The organism is Alteromonas sp. IB21 (genome assembly GCF_016405965.1).
GTDB lineage: Bacteria > Pseudomonadota > Gammaproteobacteria > Enterobacterales > Alteromonadaceae > Alteromonas.
Genome location: NZ_JAEFCD010000003.1, coordinates 82,756 through 103,963 on the forward strand (window position 1 = coordinate 82,756; position 21,208 = coordinate 103,963).

The following is a 21,208-nucleotide window of genomic DNA, read 5'->3' on the forward strand; positions in this document are numbered from 1 at the left end:
GGCCCCATTTTTTAGTATTCGAACCTATCAAGCGTTCACTTTTAACATCTAAAACGCTATTGTGATTGTCGGTGTTTTTCTATTCCGCAGTGGGGTGCAATTGCTCGATATCAGGAACAATAGTCAGTTTTAAATCAAGGGCTTTCCAGTAATGGCTTTCTCGCAGTAGATCAGCAGAGATAATAGGTTTTTCATCTAACCAACCATCAGGGAAGGTAATGGTAAGTTCGCTCTTTTCCACATTCACTAAAAGTTCTGGAACAAAGCCTTCCTGGCGTTTGATGTTCAGCAACACACCTAAGCGCAGCAAAGCGATTAAGCGTTTTACCGATTGCTCATCGAACAAGTTGAACGAAGGTAGTTCATTGATGCGAATTTTCTTTCTGTGAAATCTGACCAATGTGGCTAGTAATAACTGTTGTTCTTGCGTAAACCCTGGCATATCCGTATTGCCAAGTATATAGGCGCTGTGTTTTTGAATGCCGCGAGAGTTAATTTGCATGCCGACTTCATGAAGAAGCGCAGCCCACCCAAGCATGCTTTTAAAATCACGGCCTTTAAGCTTCCACGCTTTTTCAACCTCGCGAAATAGCGTTAGCGTTGTATTTAAAACCATGGTGGCTTGTGAGGTATCTACATCATAGCGAGTGGCTAAGCTACTGGCGGTTCTGCCGCGAATATCTGCGTGGTGCAACTCATCTTCCATCTGATAGAGTACGCCTTCACGCAAGGCTGCTGGAGAATAAACCAAGCCTTCAATTTCCAGCGCTTTAAATACGGCGATTAGAATAGCGAGGCCACCAGCAATAACTACGCGGCGATCTTCACTTAAATCAGGGTAACTGAGTTTGTCTACATGTCCTGCGCTAATGAACTGCTTCATTAAATTGCGCAAGCTTTTGAGCGTTACCGGGATATCATGGCCATTTGGTCTGTCTTGCTGACAAAGGGTGAATAGCGAACGAATGGTACCTGACGTACCGATACACTGAACCCAACCCAGTCTGCGATATTTGTTGTCGATTAATTCAAGTTCTTGTTGTGCCGCGGTAATGGCGCGATCAAACGCTTTGGCTTTTAGTTCACCATCTGAGAAGAAGCGTTTGGTATAGCTAACGCAGCCCATTTGAAGGCTACGACAAAGTAAGGGGGTGAAGCCTTCGCCAATTACAAACTCGGTAGAACCACCACCGATGTCTATTACCAACTGCTGACCGTCCGCGTGATTGGTATGCGCCACACCTGAGTAAATAAGGCGCGCTTCTTCTACCCCGGAGATGACCTCAATAGGGTAGGGAAGAATGTCTTTTGCTGCATTAATAAAATCGCGAGCGTTTCGCGCCCTGCGCAGCGTGTGGGTCGCCACAATCCGCACTGAGTCTGGTTCAAAACCCTTAAGGCTCTCAGCGACTACTTTCAGCATGGCGAGCCCGCGCTCCATTGCCTCATTAGACAGAATGTCGTCTTCATTAAGACCTTCGGCCAAACGAACCTTTTGTTTAACTCTATGCAAAATCTGCACAGACCCAGCAACAATGCGAGCGACGACTAAGTGGAAACTGTTAGAGCCAATATCTAACGCCGCAACTTTATTTACCTCACGGGTTTCCACATCATTAAAAACGGATTCATGCTGGGTCATGTATTAATTTTTTATCCTACAAAGTGTCTTCAAGCTTCTTCAGGTAGTCATAAATCTCTATCTGAGAGCGAAGTTTTTTACGGTTACCCCTGCGAACGTACTTGTTGCTCTGATCCTTGTCAATCACTCGTGCTTTAAGGGTGTCTTTAAATTGAAGCTCCATTATATCAACAATACGCTGTTGAAGGCCTTTATCGTAAACGGGGCAACCTACTTCGATGCGGTTATCCATATTCCGAGTCATCCAGTCGGCCGATGAAATGTATACTTTTCTTTCGCCGCCGCCCTCAAAAATCATTACGCGAGGGTGTTCAAGGAACCTATCAACAATAGAGATAATTTCGATGTTTTCACTTATTCCTTTTATCCCAGGATTTAGTGAGCACATACCGCGAACAATACCGCGAATCTTCACGCCAGCCTGGCTTGCGCGATACAAATCATCGATAAGTTCTTTATCAACAAGATTGTTAATCTTGAACGTGATTTGAGCTTTCTGCCCTTGGTTTAAATGCTGAATTTCTTGACGAATCAAAGACTGAATTTTAGTTCTTGCGTTTAATGGCGATATTTGAAGATGCTGGAATTTATAGCGTCTGTAAGGGTATTGAATAAGGTCAAATACCGCGACGCCTTCATCTGCCAATTCTTGATTACGGGTAAACAAGCTGTAATCGGTATAAATTTTAGCGGTTTTCTCGTTAAAGTTACCTGTACCAAAATGCGCATAATTCACCAAGCTTCCCCGTTCTTCACGGGTCACAATGCAAAGTTTAGAGTGAATTTTAAGGGTAGGTACACCAAGCACTACGCGTATACCCGCGTCTGTCATACGTTTAGACCACTCAATGTTGGCCTCTTCATCAAAGCGCGCGCGCAGTTCTACTACAACCGTTACTTTCTTACCGTTGTCCACCGCGTCAATCAACGAGTTTACAATGCGTGAATTACTGGCGACACGATATATATTGATGCGTATGGTTTTGACATTCGGGTCGAAGGCTGCCTGACGCAAAAACTCAGTGAAGTGCAAAAAGCGGTGATAGGGGTAATAGAGCAAAATATCCCGGGCCGTAATTGCATCGAATACTGTGTTGTATTTTGAAAAAGCTTTACTGTCGATAGCGGGCAGCGGTGCATGCTCTAAGTACTCTCGGCCCACGTTTGGAAAGCCAATAAAGTCTTTAAAGTTGCGGTAGTGCCCAGCAGCATGCATAGTATCAAGTTTAGTGATTTTTAAGCGTTTGCGCAGATCAGACTGCATATCCTCTGGCATGTCAGTGTCGTAAATCACCCGCACAGGTTCAGCAATTAAACGCTGCTTCATACTTTCAGACATCTTCTCAACAAAGCTTTCGTCAATCTCTTCGTTAATCGAGTATTCGGCGTCACGTGTCATTTTGAACGAGAAGGCTTCGATTTCATCAAACTTAACAAAACCGCGAAATATATCTTCAATACAGAGCTGAATCATGTCATCAAGCATGATGATGCTCTTCTTCTTTTTGCTCTTTTGTGGCGGTATTAACATGAAACGCGACATTTCAGTTGTCGGTACCTGGATCACAGCAAATCTTGGGGTGCGGTCCTTTCTTCTCAGCGCAACATAAAGATATACCGATGTGCCGTTCAGACGGCTGAGTAAGTCGGTTTTCTTGTCAATTAAAATAGGGGCAATGTGGCGAAGTGCCTTGTTTACGAAGAAATTGCGAACCCACTGTTTTTGATAGTCATCCAGGTCATCTTTTCTAAGAATATGGATGTTGTAACGAGCGAGCGCTTTCACCACGTCTTTATGAATTTGATCAAATTTTTCAGAAAGATGTACTACTTTTTTTTGTATTTGTGCCATCAAGCCGATTAATCGCTCGGCCTCTTCTTCATTGTCATCATTTTGCGCAATGGTTATCTGGCGCTTCACGTCGGCTGCGCGAACGCGATAGAATTCATCAAGGTTGTTAGAATAAATGCCAAGAAAGCGAATTCGCTCTATAGCAGGGTTATTTTTATCAGCGGCTTCCTGTAGCACACGTTCATTAAATGCAAGCCAGCTTAATTCTTTGGGATAATATAAAACGTCGTTATCCATAATGTCTCAATTCACGTTCATAAAAATGGTCAAAGACTGCCATCAGTCGGTGACATTACTGTGACAAAACGCCCCTTGTGCGAGAAACACAGGTTCGCTGCGGTGATTCCGTTACCTTTCTAATGCGCAATACTTTGGATTGTTAATTATTGAAAAGCGAATAACAATTTTCTGGTCGCATTAACGTTTTGCTGTAATGTCTACAACTAAGTCGTTAGCGAGTGATTCTAATGCATCTTGCAACGCACCATCGTCGAAGTCTTCGGGCACTGCAATTTCTGCTTTAGCTTTAAATATGAGACTTCCCCAATTAGGGGCACTTTCGCAATGAGATGCAAAGGTTAGAATATTTAAGTTGAATTGATTGAGTACTGTAGTGAGTTCCTGAACGATACCTGTTTTATCGTTACCCATTACATCAACGGTGAGTTTTGTGTTGTTATTATTTTGTTCACTTGCCACTGCCACCGATTGTACTGATAAATCCGTTATAGCATCTAACGCATCAATTAAGTGCTGCTTGTGGTCGTCTGTTACATGCACTTCTACAAAGCCAGTAAACATACCTGCCATATGCGCAAAACTTGAGCCCTGCCAGTTGCCTTCATGTTTATAGATACACTTAGCTAGTGTATCTACTAGGCCAGGCTTATCTTTACCCATAATACTTATAACCAATGACTGCATTTTATGCTCCTTATGGGGCTGGTAGAGAAAAACTTTTGATCGTCTTTCCGTAGGGTAATACCATAGGCGCCGAGTCAGTTGCGCGAAGGTAATGCTATAAACTTTCACTTGCTATTAGCATAACAAAACTTACACTGCTCACCAGTGCAATTTAGGGTTATTCTTCTGAAAAATGAAGAATTTCGAAAATAAGAACTACTAAACAACCGCATGACTTTCGATAGCAACAGCATCAACAAAAAACGCCAGCGTAGTGATAGGCGTGCACGCTATATAGTAACGGGCTTCGGCGGTCTTGTTTTACTGACTCTTGTTATTCTTGTGACTCACCTGATTATTCAAGCTCTACCTTTAGCATATCGTCCCAGCCTAAATCTTATTGCCTCATATCAAATACCCGAAAACGAACGCATTGTTATTGCTGGCGACTTCATTAATGGTCAGCCTCTGCTAGTGCAAAAACAAAACTGTCGATTAGGATTAAAGCAACTAGATAACGCTAATTTAGTTAGCATGCATGACTACATTCGTCCATGTGGACATGTGTTGTCTACGCAAAATACGATGGGTGAAAACTACATTGTAGATATCTCTTTAAGTGCACAAGTGAGGGTGTTGCCCGTTCGGTCGTTTATTTTGAGTGCTAATGAAGGCGCTGATACAAAGGTACATTCTGCCTTGGCAGGGCAAGCCCATGTAATGAGCTTTGCCCTGCCTAAAGAGGAATGGAATGCGCGTGATGAGTGGAACTTTGCGCTGTCTTCTAAATGGGCAGTGGTATCGATTTCACGTGGAAATAGCCTATTTATACGATGGATTAATCGACAGCAGCCAACCACGTTCATCGATAAACGTTTTAACAATATTGAGCGTTCTGTCTTGTTGCCTGGCAGTGAAAGCGTGCTGCTTCAGTTTGACGATGGGATATTCCTCAACAGATTACGTGATAATGACGCCACAATGCTGCCCATAGCTGGTGACATTGGCTTAGCGCTTGATGAGCCAACTGTCTTCCCTCTTGCCAAAGGTCGCACTTTCTTTTTAGTGAACAGTAACGCTAGAACCCTTACTCGGTGGGTAATAAGCAAAAGTGAAAAGGGGCTGACCTTCGAACCGACCTACCAAATTCCTTTAGTGGATGAAAGAGTGTTAGACGTGGCGGAGCATGCCAGTATTAACCTAGTGGCAGTATTGACGAGCAAAGGAAGGTTACTGCTCGTCAACCGTGTTTCGGGTGATGTGGTGTCGGTGCAAAAATTTAATCGTTCTGTCGCCAATATAATTTGGTACGGCGATAAGTTGTACGGGTTTTCTGACAATATAGTTTCGGTATGGGAAGGAAAGCATTTAAGTGGAATAACAACGTGGGCGTCGCTTTTTGAGCCTCAGCACTATGAAGGATATGAGACCGAGAATACGGTTTGGCAAACCACTAGCGCATCAGACTATCAAGAAGCAAAATTCAGTTTAACGCCGCTTCTTATAGGCAGTATTAAAGCCTCTCTTCTTGCATTACTTATTGCAATTCCCGTGGCGATAGGCGCAGCAATTTACACGGCATTTTTTGCCAAAAGTCGCCTGCGTAATATGGTCAAGCCTGCTATTGAACTGCTAGAAGCTATTCCCAGTGTGTTAATTGGCTTCATTGCCGCTATTTGGCTATCGCCAAAAGCTGAGCAATTTCTCTTTTCCTTTGCCTTCTTTCTTATTGTTATTCCTTTTGTGCTAATCGCGGTAGCGCTCGTACAGCGACCGGTGGCTGACTATCTTCCTAAACGATTCAGGCATGGTGCTGAACTTTTGTTTGCGTTGGGTGGCGTGTTTGTATTGGGATTTATAAGCGTAGAGTTTGCGCCGTCTATCGTGTCGTCGTTAATTGGCGTCGATGGCTTCACATTAGCGTCTGAGTCAAACAGCCCCATTGGCAAAACAACCATTGTGGTGGCGCTAGCGTTGGGGGTGGCGATATCGCCCAGCATATATTCACTTGCTGAAGATGCTATAAATGGCGTTCCGACAGACCTGAAACATGCTTCTTTTGCCCTAGGCGCTACCCGATTACAAACCCTTTTGCACGTTGTGTTACACGTTGCACTACCAGGTATTGTGGCGGCGATAATGTTGGGGTTCGGTCGCGCATTCGGCGAAACCATGATAGTGCTTATGGTCACCGGGAATACCCCCATATCAAGCTGGGGATTAATTGAAGGTTTGCGAGCGCTTACTGCTAATTTAGCTATCGAACTTCCAGAGGCTGAAGTAACCTCTGCCCATTATCAAATTTTGTTCTTTACGGCCTGTATACTATTCCTATTTACATTTATGGTGAATACAATTGCAGAGCTTTTACGACAGCGACTAAGGAGCAGACAGTATCATGTTTAGTCGCCAATCATTCGGTTTGAACGCGGTTCAACGCCAGTCTTTTGTTATTAGCTTAACCGCCTTTTTTACGAGTCTTTTGCTCATTGCACTAGTGAGCGTGCTCATTCTTATTGGAATGCGAGGAATGGCCTATTTTTGGCCTGAGCCGATTTATATGGTGGCGGGAAAACACCCTGATGGCACCGCTTTCACCGTATTCGCCAACGTTTTTGAGGAGCCTTCGGGCAAAGACGTTAGGCTAAAGTACTCTGATAGTCAGTATCCGTATGGCTCCCAGAAGCAACTTACCAAAGATCAGGTAGGTCGCGTGAACCTAGCACCAGAAAGCGCGGAGATAAAATTCCAAGATGGAAGAAGAGTACTCGCCACTCCCGAATATATTATCGTACCCTCAAAGCCCGCTCAGGGGCTTGAAAAAATAAACGCAGTAATGGATGAAGTCGCCCTGATTACTGCGCAAATTGAAGAGCTAAACACGCAAAAACTTGCGCCTATTCACGAAGCCCTTTCACAATTTGATAAACGGGATGTTGATGAGGATGCCCCTGCTAGAGAAAAGCTTGTTGCCTCGTTTACTGAATATCAGAAACGGGTAGAGGCGTTAGAATCGACGAGAGAGGAATATGAGTTATGGGTTACGTTTGCCGATAAGTCTGCTTTTGTCATTCCAATGTCAGATATTCAGAGCGTGGACTTTGTGAGTCGACTAAGCACGTTCGAAAAATGGAAGGTCGTGTTTTCAGAAATTGGTGTATTTCTCAGTGACTCTCCTAAACAAGCTAATACATCAGGCGGGGTATTCCCGGCACTATTTGGTACGGTACTGATGGTGTTTCTAATGACGATTATAGTTACGCCTTTTGGCGTATTAGCTGCGATATACTTGAGTGAGTATGCACCCCATTCAGCTCTGACGACCACCATACGCGTGAGTGTAAGCAATATGGCTGGTGTTCCCTCTATCGTTTACGGCGTATTTGGATTAGGCTTTTTCGTTTACACGCTAGGGGGCAGTATAGACGAACTGCTTTTCAGTGACGCACTGCCATCCCCCACGATGGGGAGCCCTGGTATTTTCTGGGCTGCACTAACAATGGCTATTTTAACGCTGCCTGTTGTGATCGTGGCGACCGAAGAGGGTTTACGCAGGGTGCCGGAAGGTTTGAAAACAGGAAGCTATGCTTTGGGCGCAACGAAATTTGAGACCATTGTTCGCACAGTTTTACCTATAGCATCGCCTGGTATTATGACTGGCGTAATACTCGCCATTGCGAGAGCTGCCGGAGAAGTTGCTCCTCTAATGTTAGTTGGTGCCGTTAAATTTGCCCCTGCTTTACCGATAGATGGTGAATTTCCCTATTTACACCTAGACAGACAGTTTATGCATCTTGGCGTTCTTATATATGATGGCGCCTTCCACAGCCAGACTGATGGAAAAAGCGCAAGTATGATGTTTGCAGCCTGTTTACTTTTACTTATTGTTGTATTCATCTTAAATATATTGGCTGTGTTACTAAGAGCACGTCTGCGCAAACGCTATATCACAGGATAATTACAGGTTTTGATAACATGTTGAAGTTGTTCGAACACAATACACTAAACGTTGACGACATTAGTGCAGAACAAACCGCAGTAGAGGTGAGAAACCTCAATCTGTGGTTTGGTAATAAGCATGTGTTGAATGACATCAGCATGCGAATACCCAAAAACAAAATAACGGCTTTAATAGGTCAAAGTGGCTGTGGTAAATCTACGCTTATTAGCTGTTTCAACCGCCTTAACGACTTGTATGATGGCTGTAAGTACAACGGTGAAATCATAATCGATGGCAGAAACATTAATAGTCGAAAAATAAATGTGTCCCGTCTCAGAACGAATGTGGGCATGGTTTTTCAGCGGCCAAACCCGTTTCCTATGAGTATTTATGAAAACGTTTGCTATGGGTTGAAACTGCAAGGCGTCAAAGTGCGCCGTCATTTAGATGATGCTGTTGAAAGTGCACTTAAACAAGCGGCGCTTTGGGATGAAGTTAAAGATCGCCTGTTCGAATCTGCCCATGTTCTATCTGGTGGTCAGCAGCAGCGTTTGGTTATTGCGCGGGCGCTAGCGTTAAAGCCTGATATTCTGCTGCTTGATGAACCCACTTCAGCGCTGGATCCGCTTACTACTCTATTTATCGAAGAACTTATGGATTCGCTAAAAAAGCAGTGCACCATCATTATAGTGACCCACAACATGCAGCAAGCGTCTCGTGTGAGCGACTATACGGCCTTCTTCCATCAGGGCAGATTGATAGAGTATGCAGACAGTGACACGCTATTCACCATGCCTGAAAAAAAGCAGACAGAAGATTATATTACTGGGCGCTATGGTTAATCTAATCATCCATATATCCCACACTTACCTTGTGCAGCGCGCAACAAAACTTCGTTTTGCTGTGGCGCATCAAGTGCTATAGCGTCAGGAGAGATTATCATGCGACAAGTAGCATTAAATACCCATATCTCGGGAACGTTTAATATTGAGTTAGAGAATCTGCGTAACTCGGTATTAACCATGGGAGGTGAAGTAGAGCAACAGTTGGTAGACACGCTAAAAGCAGTGAAGCACAATCATGCCGCACTGGCCGAAAAAGTGGTGTTAAACGATTTGAAAATTAATTCTATGGAAATTCAAATTGACGAAGAGTGCTTACGTATTATTGCGAAACGTCACCCCACAGCTAGCGACTTGCGTTTAATCATGACTATTTCTAAAGCCATTACCGATATTGAACGAATGGGCGACGAAATAGAGCGTATTGCCAAGTTAGTAACCCGCAATAAATTGCCAAGCTCAGATACTATCAAAAGCAGTATGTTACTTATTGGTGAGAGAGTGGCAGCCATGATGCGAGGCACGTTCGACGCTTTCGCTCGTCAGGACGAAGCGGCGGCGTTAGAAGTGTATGACCAGGACAATCGTATTGACAGTGAATATAAGAGGCTGTTGTCTTACACGACATCCGAAATGCAAAAAAGCACCGACGATATGCAGGATTGGCTAGATGTTCTGTGGGCAATGCGATCGTTAGAGCGAATTGGCGATAGATGTAAAAACGTCTGTGAGTATGTTATCTATCTTACCCGTGGCACCGATGTAAGGCATACGCCGCTGGAAAATATGCAGCAAAAATTAGAAGATTTGATGTAATCCTGTCCAAATGGTCAGTGCGATTTTGCTTAACAATGTTAGAAGACCGAAATAAGTGAAATTTATCTGTCATAAAACTGAAATATTTGGTGGATTTATCATCGCATTCAATTAATTCCACATACTTTTATCGTTTTTCGATGATTTTCGCTATGGCTTCTAACATGATTACGTTATCATGCGCCGCAGCCAAGAACAGATCGTGCAAAATTTAATCGAACCTTATGATAAAACACAATTTGTCTTTAACTTCTTTCTCTAGCCTTAGGGGCGAAGAGATCATGCTACTTACTCAAGTAGCGTCCAGCCTAAATCGCGTTTAGATCGGGAGCGATTATCCGTGGAATTTTTTGAAAGTTATGGCCTCATTCTTATAATCCTTGCCGCCGGCGTTGGTTTCGTCATGGCATGGGGTATTGGAGCAAACGACGTTGCCAACGCAATGGGTACGTCAGTAGGTTCTAAAGCTTTAACAATTAAACAAGCCATTATCATTGCAATGATATTTGAGTTTGCTGGCGCCTACCTAGCAGGTGGCGAAGTAACGTCTACCATTCGAAAAGGGATTATCGACTCTACCTATTTTATAGACATACCCGAATACCTTGTATTAGGTATGATCTCGTCTCTACTTGCAGCTGGAATCTGGCTAGCGGTAGCGTCATGGTTAGGTTGGCCTGTATCTACAACGCACTCCATCATTGGTGCCATCATCGGCTTTACTGCAACTGGCGTCAGTATGGATGCAGTGTCATGGGATAAAGTGGGTGGCATTGTAGGTAGTTGGGTAGTCACACCTGCTATATCAGGCGTCATTGCCTATCTTATTTTTATGAGTGCTCACAAGCTCATCTTCCAAACTGCTTCTCCGTTTGCGAATGCTAAACGTTACGTACCCTTCTACATGGCATTAGCTGGCTTTGTCATGTCGCTGGTTACTATTAAAAAAGGCCTTAAACACGTTGGTTTAGAGCTAAGTGCAGTCAACGGTTATCTATTGGCAGTAGGGATTGCTGTAGCACTAGGGTTTTTGGGCAAATGGTTTATCGGACGTATGAAGTTCAGCGGCTCTGAAGATGCAGACTTGCAGGCAGCAAACGTAGAGAAAGTATTTGCACTTCTCATGGTAGTTACCGCCTGTTGTATGGCGTTTGCCCACGGTTCGAATGACGTGGCGAATGCAATTGGCCCTCTAGCTGCTGTGGTGAGTGTAGTAACCAGTGGCGGTGAAATTAATTCAAGTACAACGCTTGCACCGTGGATCCTGCCCCTTGGTGGCTTGGGTATTGTTGCGGGTCTAGCACTATTTGGCCATCGGGTTATAAAAACGATTGGCCAAGGTATTACTCATTTAACACCTAGCCGTGGTTTTGCCGCAGAATTGGCAGCAGCATGTACGGTAGTTATTGCATCGGGTACAGGCCTGCCTATTTCAACCACCCAAACGCTTGTTGGAGCGGTATTAGGTGTGGGTCTAGCTCGCGGTGTATCGGCGCTTAACCTAGGGATTGTAAGAAATATCGTTGTGTCATGGATTGTTACTTTGCCTGCTGGCGCAATCCTTTCAATTATTTTCTTCTTTATTCTGAAAGCCTCCTTCGGCGTGGCCTAATCGCAAAGTAGGCTGCCTATTAATTGGTATCAAAAAAGCCGCATATTGATGCGGCTTTTTGTTTTTTCACAGGTCAACGTTTACGTTACTCTGCCGATATGGGGCTCTCGAAGCCTCTCGGTTTAACACCTACCACTGCACATTTTAACTGGTGGATGGTTTCTTCAGCTGTACTGCCCATGATATACCCAGGAACGCCCAGTCTCGCTACCGTTCCCATTACAATGATGTCTGTATCAAGTGACGTAGTGGTAGCGGCGATCTCCCTTCTTGGATAGCCATGTACTATATGTTTTTGAGGGTTTAAATACTCCCAAACATTCTCATCCAGCTCGTTTGACAATTCTGTTAGTAATCTCTCTAGCTCTTCTTCTCGTTCAGAATGTATTTTGGCAAGGTCCGTTTCCATTCTGTCGTTGTCTACGGTAATAAATCCGTCCCTTGCAATGTTTTCTGGCACAGCATCGAACACGTGGACAATATGCAGTTGAGCAAATTCGAGTAATGCTATTTGCGCGGCATGTTGCAGTATATCTCTATTCAGGTCTCGCCTGATGGAAACCTCATGAGTTGGATAGTGATAGTTTAAATCAAGCGCCGCTACTACGTTTTTATATTGGCTACGAGGCTTGTGATTTATTATCCAGACAGGGCAGGGGCATTTACGAAAAAGCCGCATATCGAGACTGCCAAATAGCTTATCTAGAAAACTTTCTTCAGCTCTTTTTATAACTAAGTCGATATCATTACGAATAACATAGTGCACAACATCAATTAAAGGCTGACCTACTGTTACTGCGGTAGAAACATCATATTGTTCACCCCAATTTTCAGCTTGCTCTTTAAGCCAATGTTTAGCTTGCGTTTCCATAGACTGTTGAGAATCGATGTATGAAAACGACTCCATTACCATACTGGCATTTGGCGGCAAGGCCTCTAAAGAGAGCATTATCGTGAGCGAGGCCTGATGTGCTTTGGCGATATGAAGTGCCTGTGCCACAGTATCATCCTGTCGATGAGCGTCGCTCAATACACATAAAATATTCTTATAATGTCCTTTCATATTGCCCTCAATAGGTACTCGCGCTATGGCTGAAAAATGACGAGAGTGCGTCTACGCAGCTGTTAAAGAATATGTTGCGAAGGTTACTCTTTTTTAATCCTAACGCTACTTATTCATGCTTTCCAGAGAAGAGATAAAGATTTCTTAAAACCTTCTTAATCATTGGGGCTGGATATGGTTTTATTGCAACAACAAAGCGCGAACCCCAAACATAAATATTGCGGACGTCTAGGCTGTTTGTAATCTTTATGTTAGATTAATTCATTATCTTTTAATCCCTTTAAAGAATAGAGAGAAGCCGATGAAATGGCCAAATCTAAAGCACCTACACTATTTGGTAACGCTTTATCAGGAACAGCATTTTCACCGCGCAGCCCAGCGTTGTAATGTTAGCCAATCAACGTTGAGTACGGCCATTCAAAACTTAGAAGAGCATTTTGGAAGCCAGTTACTGGAACGTGAGCATAAGACCTTTGTGTTTACATCTTTAGGTTTAGACATTGTTGAACGCAGTAAGGTGTTACTGCAGGAAGCAGGAGAGTTGGTAGAGTACGCTCAAAACGCAGGGAACTGGCAGCGAGGAACCCTGAAGCTTGGTGTCATTCCCACTATTGCTCCTTTTCTTTTCGAAGGCATGATGGGAGCATTTTCTGCCTTTCTTCCCGATATTAATTTAGAGATGCAGGAAGACACCACAGAGAAGTTACTTCAGCAGCTAACTGACGGAAGACTGGATTTGTTAATCTTAGCGCTTCCTATGGAGACACCGGGGTGTAAGCAGATGGTGTTGGGTCATGACCCTTTTCATTTGATAGCGCACAAAGACATGGCGGCGCAGCTGCCAAATCCTGTTGATATTTCAGGCCTACCTAAAAAAAGTATATTTTTGCTTCAACAAGAGCATTGTATGACAGGCCATGCGGTGAGTGCATGTAATCTTCAGCACAGTGATCAAATAAGTAGTGTTGCCGCAAGTAGTCTGCATACGCTGGTTCAGTTGGCAAACAGTAAAATGGGCTATACCTTTTTGCCAGAACTTGCCATTAATCAGTCTATTCTTGAGCATACCGGCTTGAAAAGCTTTCCAGCAGAAGACCAAGGTTTTAGAGAGATTGGGTTGGTATGGCGTTCTGGCACAACCCGAATGCAGCTATTTCGCCGTATCGGTGAAATTATTTCGCCACTTTTGCCTATTCCAACGTTGAAATAGCAAAGATATTTAGACGGTTTCTTAGCCTGATTAAAAGCGGTTGACCCGAAACATGGCAGCCGCTTTTTTGTTTGTCACTTGAGAGAGCCGTTGCCTGAAATGCAGACGTTTTACTTTGAATCTTTACTAAAAAAGCGACTTAGCAAGGAAAGAGTTACATTTTCGGAGCTACATGCCCCAATTCTGCAGCCCAGGAAAGCTCTGACCTTAGCAGGTTGTTCGCTGCGCTTGCGCCGAAGCTATGGAGTGCGCTGTAAGCACTATTTGATGGAATACGGCAGTAATGACAGAGTGCATAAAACAAAAGACTACAGCGGTGTTGAGAGCCGTCGCAGTGCAAATATATTTTTGCTCCCTCGCTTAGCATTTGAGATAGCTCGTGAAGATATTGATGAAGATGTACATCTTCAGTCGGAGACTCAGATGACGGATGCATGAAGGGTACCCATAGCCAGTCTATGCCCGCAGCTGTAGAATTATCGCGAATAATAGGGGCGTTTTCTTCACTGGTTTGCACCGTAGCAATATGGGTAACGCCAAGTGATTTGAGTTGTTTAAAGTCATTTTCTACAGGTTTTTTGCCCAGGCATATTTTCCCTGCACGCAAAGAAAACCATGCAATCTTAGGTGAAGTTTTGGGACTGTCATCTTTCGTATCAAATGCTTGCATATCTGCGCTTCTAAGGGCCTGTTATCAAAATACAAAATAATAAATAGAAAAATAATGGCAGCTGCATCCGCCTATAACGAACAGGTGCCAAATTGCATGTGTGTACTTTACCTTTTTCGCCACATAAAAGCACACGCCTAAGCTAAAACACAAACCTCCTGCTATCAATAGCCAGAGGCCCGCACCAGGAAGAGCAAGGTATAGCGGATAAATAAGACCTAGCGCTATCCATCCCATCAATAAATAGGTCATGACCGAGACTTTAGGAAAGCGATGTTGCGCCACCAATTTAAAAGCGACCCCACCAATTGCCAAGCACCAAATAACAGCGGTCATGGTAATACCTAACGCGCCACCAATCGAAACAAGCAGTAAAGGTGTGTAAGTACCCGCTATCAGTAAATATATTGCACTGTGGTCGAATAGCTTTAGCCAGCCCTTTGCTTTGTCATGTGAGATAGCGTGATAGAGGGTTGAACTTAGAAACATTAAAATTAATGTAGACCCGTAAATTACGGCTGTAGTTAACGCAAGAGGATTGTCGGCGCGATACACCATGAACACTAAACCGATAACTGCCGCAATAAGCCCAAGTCCGTGGGTAATGCTGTTTATCCATTCTTCCAGAACAGAATAAGCTTTTGCTGGGATACTTTTTGTCTGTGTTTCTTCTTGTGTCATCTCAGCTCCTTTTTTACTTTAAAAATATGCGAACCTCTCCACCTAGTGTTTTCTGTAACACCCCATAACATGTGCAGATGAGAGCACGTGCAGGTGAGAGCTCTTGCAGGTGAGAGCTCTTGCAGGTGAGAGTATAGTATTGACGTACTTACAGCGCACACATGTTCGCTGAAGTTAAATAATAACAGATATTGACAGGTCTTGTGATGACAAACTAGTTACACTCTCTACACCGACTTACGCTCTGCGTTCTCAAAACAGCCGCCTAATTTATCGAGAAGATCACGTAATGTGCGGCTTTCTTCAGTAGTCATACCGTCCAGCTTGCAAAGCATCTGAGCGGGGACGTCTTCGGCTAGGGCTTTCTTTTCTTCTCCCGCCTTTGTGAGCTGTACGCGCTTAACTCGCTTGTCGGTTTTATCTTTGGTAATCATTAAAAAGCCTTTGTCTTCTAACTTTTTAAGTATTAGCGACATAGCGCCACCATCGATGGCGGTCTTATCAAGAAGCTCGGCAATAGTAACGTTGTCAGTTTCCCACAAGGCCATCAAGGTTACATATTGCGGGTAGGTGATATCGAGCGCTTTAAGAAGTGGCCGGTAAGCGCGAGTAAACGCGTTCGATAGCGTATAAAACCGATGACAAAGCTGATTTTCCAACTTCAATAATTCTGACATAACGCTATAACCTTTAACGATGTTGCCTTTTTACTAAGGCTAATATTTTGCATACAAAACACTTGATCCGCAAGTTGGTTAGGTGTTAATTTATTTTGCATGCAAAATAAATTAACTGGATAATTAAGAGAGCAACTATGCATAAGCTTCAACAAGTCGTTTATACCGGAACTGCAACCGCAACTGGCGGCCGAGAAGGTACGGCGAAATCAAGTGACGGGAATCTAGATCTTAAGTTATCTACCCCTAAAGCGCTGGGTGGCGCAGGTGGAGAAGGCACTAACCCAGAACAGATGTTTGCTGCAGGCTATTCGGCGTGTTTTATTGGTGCACTGAAACACGTGGCCGCGGCGCAAAAAATAAAGTTAGCTGACGACATTAGTGTTACAGGTGATGTGTCAATTGGTCCTATTGAACAAGGCTTTGCTATTGCGGTTAAACTGACGGTAGATTTAGGCGATATGGAGCAAGCACAAGCGCAAAGCTTGGTCGATACTGCGCATCAAGTATGTCCATACTCAAATGCAACACGCGGTAATATTGAAGTAGATATCAATCTAGCCTAATCAATTCACAGCGGTTCAGCAGTTACGCCTGCCAAAGTGGGCGTAACTATCCACATTAACCGTGTCACTTGTTAAAGACATAGCGTGAGTTTACATAAGAACATTCACGACAACCTGGTATTGAATCGACAAATCACGCTTTGCAATGCTGTTTGCGCAATATCGCGCTCTTTTACTATAGCGTTTTCGAAATATAGCGCAGGTGCAACACCGCTCTTCGCATTTGAGTCGCCAGTCGTAATGGGGCTTGATACACTATTAACGTATCAATAATCCTTTAGGAAGTTATATGAAAAAATACGGACTGCTGGCTACATTTATTTGTGCGCCTGTTTTATTTGCGTGCAGTGATAATAAAAGTGTAGACACAGCGAAGGCAGATGAAGATAAAGCCGCTAAGGTAGAATCGGGTTCAAACGCTGAAGCAGCAAATGCCCACTTAGAAAAACATACCAATGCATCCATCGCTTCTGGCGTAGACTATCACTCGTTTGCAAACCCCAACGAAGTTCGTGTTACTCACCTAAGTTTAGATCTCACCGCAAACTTTGAGTCTAAGCAGCTTATTGGCAGCGTAACGTTAGACATTGAACGCGTAAAACCTGAAAACGACACATTGATATTAGATACACGTGCGTTAGACATTCAACGTGTGACTGTCGATGGTGAGAATGTTCCCTTTGAAATGGGAGAGGCTGATCCTGATTTAGGCACGCCTCTTTCTATTACCTTACCGAGCGCTGCAAACTCAGTAACGGTTGCGTATTCAACTTCACCGGAGGCTTCGGGCGTGCAGTGGTTAACACCAGCTCAAACGGCAGGTAAACAGCATCCGTTTTTGTTCACACAGGCGCAAGCGGTTCACGCACGAAGCTTTATTCCGCTTCAAGACTCGCCCCAGGTGCGCGTAACGTATGACGCTACCATTAAAACACCAGAAGCCTTGTTGGCGGTGATGAGTGCGTCGAACGACCCAGCCACAGAACGTGACGGCGAATATGAATTCACTATGCCGCAGCCAATCCCCTCTTATCTTATTGCATTGGCAATAGGTGACTTAGAGTTTAAAGCTATGGGTGAGCGCACTGGTGTTTATGCAGAGCCAGCACTTCTTGAAAGTGCTGCGAAAGAATTTGAAGATACCGAAGCGATGCTCGAAGTAACAGAAGAGAACTACGGACCTTACCAGTGGGATCGCTATGATCTGCTTATCTTGCCTCCTTCGTTTCCGTTCGGGGGTATGGAGAATCCTCGACTATCGTTTATCACGCCAACGGTTATCGCGGGTGATAAAAGCTTGGTTTCATTAATTGCCCATGAACTAGCACACAGCTGGTCTGGAAATACGGTTACTAACGCTACATGGCGCGATTTGTGGTTAAACGAGGGTTTTACGACCTATTTAACCTACCGCATTATGGAAATGATCTATGGTCATGACCGCTTTAAAAAAGAAGCAGTATTAGGTTATCAAGATTTAGAGAACGACGTTGCGGCCCTAGATGAAAATGATGAAATCCTTGCGATAGACCTTCGCGGTCGTAATCCGGACGACGTATTTTCTAATATTCCATACGAAAAAGGCGCGCTATTCTTACGTGAAATTGAGCAAAAAATTGGGCGCGAGAACTTTGATGCGTTTTTAATGCAGTACTTCAAAGACTTTGCCTTTAAGAGCATCACCACTGACACTTTTATTGCTTATTTAGATGATACCTTGCTGAAACAATATCCAAATGAGCTGGACGCTGATCGCATTCACACATGGATTTTTGAGCCAGGTATTCCTGAAGGCGCACCACATCCTGAGTCTGATGCATTTACTAAAATCGATGAGACGCGCAGTGCTTGGTTGTCTGGTGAAACAAACGCTGCTGATATCAAAACAGCACAATGGACGGTACACGAGTGGCTCTACTTCTTAAACAATATGCCTGAATCACTCAGTGAAGCGCAGCTGGCAGAGCTAGATTCAGCGTTTTCACTCACCTCCACTAAAAACAATGAGATTGCCCATAGCTGGCTAATGATTGCAGTAGAGAATAACTATCAGCCTGCGTTTGAGCGTTTGTATAGCTACTTGGTGTCGATAGGGCGCAATAAGCTGGTTAAGCCGCTGTATCGTGAGCTATCGAAAACGCCCGACGGCAAGGCGTTTGCGAAGCGCGCCTTTGAAGAAGCGAAACCGGGGTACCATCCACTTACTGTGAAAGCCAATCAAGGCTACGTAGAATAAGCGATACAATCGCGCTACAAAAAACATAGTTCAGTTAAATATAAGCAGCTCAAAGGAGCTGCTTTTTTTGTCGCTTTCAAAGCTTCGCGCTTATTGCGCAAAATATGCGAGAAGTTTTGAACGAGTGTTCAGTTGGGCGATCTGAATAAAGATTATTTTGAAATCTAATCGTCTGAATGCGAAATGGAATAGGCAATTGGCGCCATCTGTTTTTTAAAACCATCTATTGCCGGTAATGGTAGTGCAACTTGCATATTTACGCTGCTAGCGTAATCACAGCTTGCGATATTGCCTTGGGCCTCTTCAACTAAATGTCGTACAAACTGTTCGTGTTTAAAATCAATGTTAACCGTAACCGTTTCAAGCTTTAATTCTTCTCGTACTTCAAGGGCATCGATAGCTTGCTGGGCCGCCGCAGAGTACGCTCTAACAAGACCACCAGCCCCTAATTTTATGCCGCCAAAGTAGCGCGTAACAATTACCATAATATCGCCGATATCTTTGTGCTGGAGTACATTTAATATGGGTTTACCTGCGGTGCCGCTAGGCTCTCCGTCATCAGCCATTGCTGCACTAATTGGCGAGTGGGGAGCCCCAAAGACATAAGCCCAGCAATGGTGTCTGGCATCTGGGTATTGTTGTTTAACGCTGTCTAAAAGTGCCATGGCACTTTCTCGAGAATTAGCAAAGCCGGCGCAAGCAATGAATTTGCTTTTTTTAATTTCGTACAGGGTTTCAACCTGTTTGGCAGGAATGGGATAAGTCATCAGCGCATTGTAAGCGAAGACCATTTTTTTTATAAGTCTAATGAGCTAAGTCGAGCGTTTTATGTGTTACGAAATTACGTTGTTTGTCGATAAAGCATGCAATCGCGGCTTATCCATTGGGCTTAAATTAGACAAGGGTGGTTGTTTTTTCCTTTCTCAAGAGTGATTATCTGCGCCCTATAAAAAGCAAAAAACTCATAAGAACACTTCATGCCGTTAGAACGATTTATCCCTTTTCGCAAGTGCGACGTCGCTACGTTGTGTGAAAATTTGCTTGCGCAAGAGTCCGCCTGCTTTCGTACTTTTTCGACCTTGTTAGTGAATCGTATTCATTACCAGTACCACGAGCAACTGGAAACATTGAAAAACAGTTACAGTCATTTCGACCCGAATAAAGATACTCGTGACCTGCACGTCTCAAGCGAAACTGTGCGTAAACAAAATCAGAAAGCATTTGCGAATGGTTTTGCAAACTTATTAAACGCCGCTAATTTTGAAAAAGTCACAGATGAAGACTTAGAAGCTGCACTTAAAGAAGAATCTCTGTTTAAAGTACGCCTTGCTGTTAGTTTCGACGATTTTGAGAATGTGGTGTTTTATCGACGAGGTGAGTCAGTAAAAACTGAAACAGTACGAACATTTTTCGGTTTACGCAAAAAGCAGGTGTCGTTTACCAATTACGACAAAGTAGCCGTGTATATCACCTTTAAAGATGAAGCCTACTTTAAACAAAAAGGGCAAAAGCCATTAACGTTTAAACCTGGTTCAACCATAGTAAAGCTTTTTCAAAACGTACCTAAAGCTGACCTAGAAATGCTGTTTCCCAACAGCGAAGTAAAAATGCGCCCGCTTGATAAGTTAATTATTAGTGCATCGGCTGCAATTGGCGGCACCGTTGTGTTAGTCACTAAATTAGGCGCGTCGCTACTACTTATGGCGTCATTTCTCGCGTTTTGGCTGGGCTTTAAAGACGACGAGGTGGAACTGACCAAGCAAAGTCTCATTACTTTTGGCGTTGGTATGGGGGTATTTGGCAGCTTTATCTTCAAGGAGTGGACAAAGTTTAAAAACCGAAAGATACGCTTTATGAAGGCCTTGTCGGACAATCTGTATTTTAAAAACTTAGATAACAACGCAGGCGTGTTTCATACGTTAATTGATGCAGCAGAAGAAGAGGACTGCAAAGAAGCCTTGTTGGCTTACACTTTTCTACTTAAATGCAGCAAAGCCTCCGCCGAAGGCGATGCTGCATTTTGCGCGGCGCAAGCAGAGCATGAAGTTGCTGCTGGTGGAATGACATTAGCGACGCTTGATAGCGTGATAGAAACGTACTTTTTAGAGGAGCTCGATTGTGCTCTCGACTTCGACGTTACCGATGCCATTGATAAATTGGTGGACATGGAGCTAGTTGAACGAAGCGGCGATTTTTTCATTGCTCGGGAGCTTAACGATGCCGTGAAGATACTCGATGATTACTGGGACAATATTTATCAGCCTGTTTGATAAACGCTTTGCCGAACGAATGCCATGTTTTGGTTAGAAATTTAAGCCCGCAGATCTTCACAGTATTGGCATATGCTGCTTGTTTTACGTATTGCACAATGCATGCAAACCATTGTCATAAAACCACAATATCTCTATAGTTGCTTTAAGGTGTGTAGAACTTCATTTACACACCATAGCAACAGCCGCATAGCACTGATTGCGCACCTCTATCTCCAATGTAACAAG

At 43.8% G+C, this 21,208-nt stretch carries 17 protein-coding genes; 9 read left to right on the forward strand and 8 right to left on the reverse strand.

Translation table 11 applies throughout. From position 1 onward, the window contains the following. Positions 1 to 79: 79 nt before the first annotated feature. The 3 genes from ppx to JC525_RS03570 form a co-directional block, all read right to left on the reverse strand. Complete coding sequence (gene ppx / locus JC525_RS03560) at positions 80 to 1,642, reverse strand: exopolyphosphatase (RefSeq protein ID WP_198814555.1); 1,563 nt, start codon at positions 1,640 to 1,642, stop codon at positions 80 to 82. 16 nt (positions 1,643 to 1,658) lie between these two features. Next, positions 1,659 to 3,731, reverse strand: coding sequence for a polyphosphate kinase 1 (gene ppk1 / locus JC525_RS03565; RefSeq protein WP_198814556.1), 2,073 nt, complete (start codon positions 3,729 to 3,731; stop codon positions 1,659 to 1,661). A gap of 180 nt (positions 3,732 to 3,911) precedes the next feature. Beyond that, positions 3,912 to 4,418, reverse strand: a complete 507-nt coding sequence (locus JC525_RS03570; RefSeq protein WP_198814557.1) for a glycine cleavage system protein R — start codon at positions 4,416 to 4,418, stop codon at positions 3,912 to 3,914. A gap of 210 nt (positions 4,419 to 4,628) precedes the next feature. Here JC525_RS03570 and JC525_RS03575 point away from each other — a divergent pair, with 210 nt between their 5' ends. The 5 genes from JC525_RS03575 to JC525_RS03595 all read left to right on the forward strand — a co-directional run bounded on the left by JC525_RS03575 (position 4,629) and on the right by JC525_RS03595 (position 11,607). Next, a complete protein-coding gene (locus JC525_RS03575; protein ID WP_198814558.1) occupies positions 4,629 to 6,803 on the forward strand; it encodes an ABC transporter permease subunit in 2,175 nt (724 codons plus the stop codon). Then, the gene (gene pstA, locus JC525_RS03580; RefSeq protein WP_198814559.1) at positions 6,796 to 8,355 is read left to right on the forward strand and encodes a phosphate ABC transporter permease PstA; all 1,560 of its coding nucleotides are present in this window, start codon (positions 6,796 to 6,798) and stop codon (positions 8,353 to 8,355) included. The genes JC525_RS03575 and pstA overlap by 8 nt, the downstream gene beginning before the upstream one ends. A 17-nt stretch (positions 8,356 to 8,372) precedes the next feature. Then, on the forward strand, positions 8,373 to 9,179 hold the full coding sequence (pstB, locus tag JC525_RS03585; protein ID WP_105930628.1) for a phosphate ABC transporter ATP-binding protein PstB: 807 nt from the start codon (positions 8,373 to 8,375) through the stop codon (positions 9,177 to 9,179). A 99-nt stretch (positions 9,180 to 9,278) separates the two neighbouring features. Then, positions 9,279 to 9,995: a phosphate signaling complex protein PhoU gene (gene phoU, locus JC525_RS03590; RefSeq protein WP_198814560.1), complete on the forward strand. Its 717-nt coding sequence runs from the start codon at positions 9,279 to 9,281 to the stop codon at positions 9,993 to 9,995. A 340-nt stretch (positions 9,996 to 10,335) separates the two neighbouring features. Continuing rightward, positions 10,336 to 11,607, forward strand: a complete 1,272-nt coding sequence (locus JC525_RS03595; protein ID WP_198814561.1) for an inorganic phosphate transporter — start codon at positions 10,336 to 10,338, stop codon at positions 11,605 to 11,607. A gap of 85 nt (positions 11,608 to 11,692) precedes the next feature. Here the strand turns inward: JC525_RS03595 and JC525_RS03600 are convergent, their stop codons facing one another. Further along, positions 11,693 to 12,670 carry a universal stress protein gene (locus JC525_RS03600; RefSeq protein ID WP_105930838.1) on the reverse strand — a complete coding sequence of 326 codons (978 nt, stop codon included), beginning with the start codon at positions 12,668 to 12,670 and terminating at the stop codon, positions 11,693 to 11,695. Between the two features lie 301 nt (positions 12,671 to 12,971). Here JC525_RS03600 and JC525_RS03605 point away from each other — a divergent pair, with 301 nt between their 5' ends. Next, entirely contained in the window at positions 12,972 to 13,880 is a 909-nt protein-coding gene (locus JC525_RS03605; RefSeq protein WP_105930625.1) for a hydrogen peroxide-inducible genes activator, read from the forward strand. 154 nt (positions 13,881 to 14,034) lie between these two features. Here the strand turns inward: JC525_RS03605 and JC525_RS03610 are convergent, their stop codons facing one another. The 3 genes from JC525_RS03610 to JC525_RS03620 form a co-directional block, all read right to left on the reverse strand. Beyond that, entirely contained in the window at positions 14,035 to 14,550 is a 516-nt protein-coding gene (locus tag JC525_RS03610) for a hypothetical protein (RefSeq protein ID WP_198814562.1), read from the reverse strand. Between the two features lie 24 nt (positions 14,551 to 14,574). Further along, positions 14,575 to 15,231 carry a PAQR family membrane homeostasis protein TrhA gene (trhA, locus tag JC525_RS03615; protein ID WP_198814563.1) on the reverse strand — a complete coding sequence of 219 codons (657 nt, stop codon included), beginning with the start codon at positions 15,229 to 15,231 and terminating at the stop codon, positions 14,575 to 14,577. Positions 15,232 to 15,458: 227 nt separating this feature from the next. Continuing rightward, the gene (locus tag JC525_RS03620; RefSeq protein ID WP_198814564.1) at positions 15,459 to 15,908 is read right to left on the reverse strand and encodes a MarR family winged helix-turn-helix transcriptional regulator; all 450 of its coding nucleotides are present in this window, start codon (positions 15,906 to 15,908) and stop codon (positions 15,459 to 15,461) included. Positions 15,909 to 16,045: 137 nt separating this feature from the next. Between JC525_RS03620 and JC525_RS03625 the strand changes: the two genes are divergently transcribed. Together JC525_RS03625 and JC525_RS03630 are read left to right on the forward strand one after the other, a co-directional pair. Further along, a complete protein-coding gene (locus JC525_RS03625) occupies positions 16,046 to 16,474 on the forward strand; it encodes an organic hydroperoxide resistance protein (protein ID WP_105930621.1) in 429 nt (142 codons plus the stop codon). A gap of 289 nt (positions 16,475 to 16,763) precedes the next feature. Further along, positions 16,764 to 18,710 carry a M1 family metallopeptidase gene (locus JC525_RS03630; protein ID WP_198814565.1) on the forward strand — a complete coding sequence of 649 codons (1,947 nt, stop codon included), beginning with the start codon at positions 16,764 to 16,766 and terminating at the stop codon, positions 18,708 to 18,710. Positions 18,711 to 18,874: 164 nt separating this feature from the next. Here the strand turns inward: JC525_RS03630 and JC525_RS03635 are convergent, their stop codons facing one another. Then, on the reverse strand, positions 18,875 to 19,477 hold the full coding sequence (locus JC525_RS03635) for a YigZ family protein (RefSeq protein ID WP_198814650.1): 603 nt from the start codon (positions 19,475 to 19,477) through the stop codon (positions 18,875 to 18,877). Between the two features lie 210 nt (positions 19,478 to 19,687). Here JC525_RS03635 and JC525_RS03640 point away from each other — a divergent pair, with 210 nt between their 5' ends. Continuing rightward, on the forward strand, positions 19,688 to 20,980 hold the full coding sequence (locus JC525_RS03640) for a TMEM143 family protein (RefSeq protein ID WP_198814566.1): 1,293 nt from the start codon (positions 19,688 to 19,690) through the stop codon (positions 20,978 to 20,980). Positions 20,981 to 21,208 lie beyond the last annotated feature (228 nt).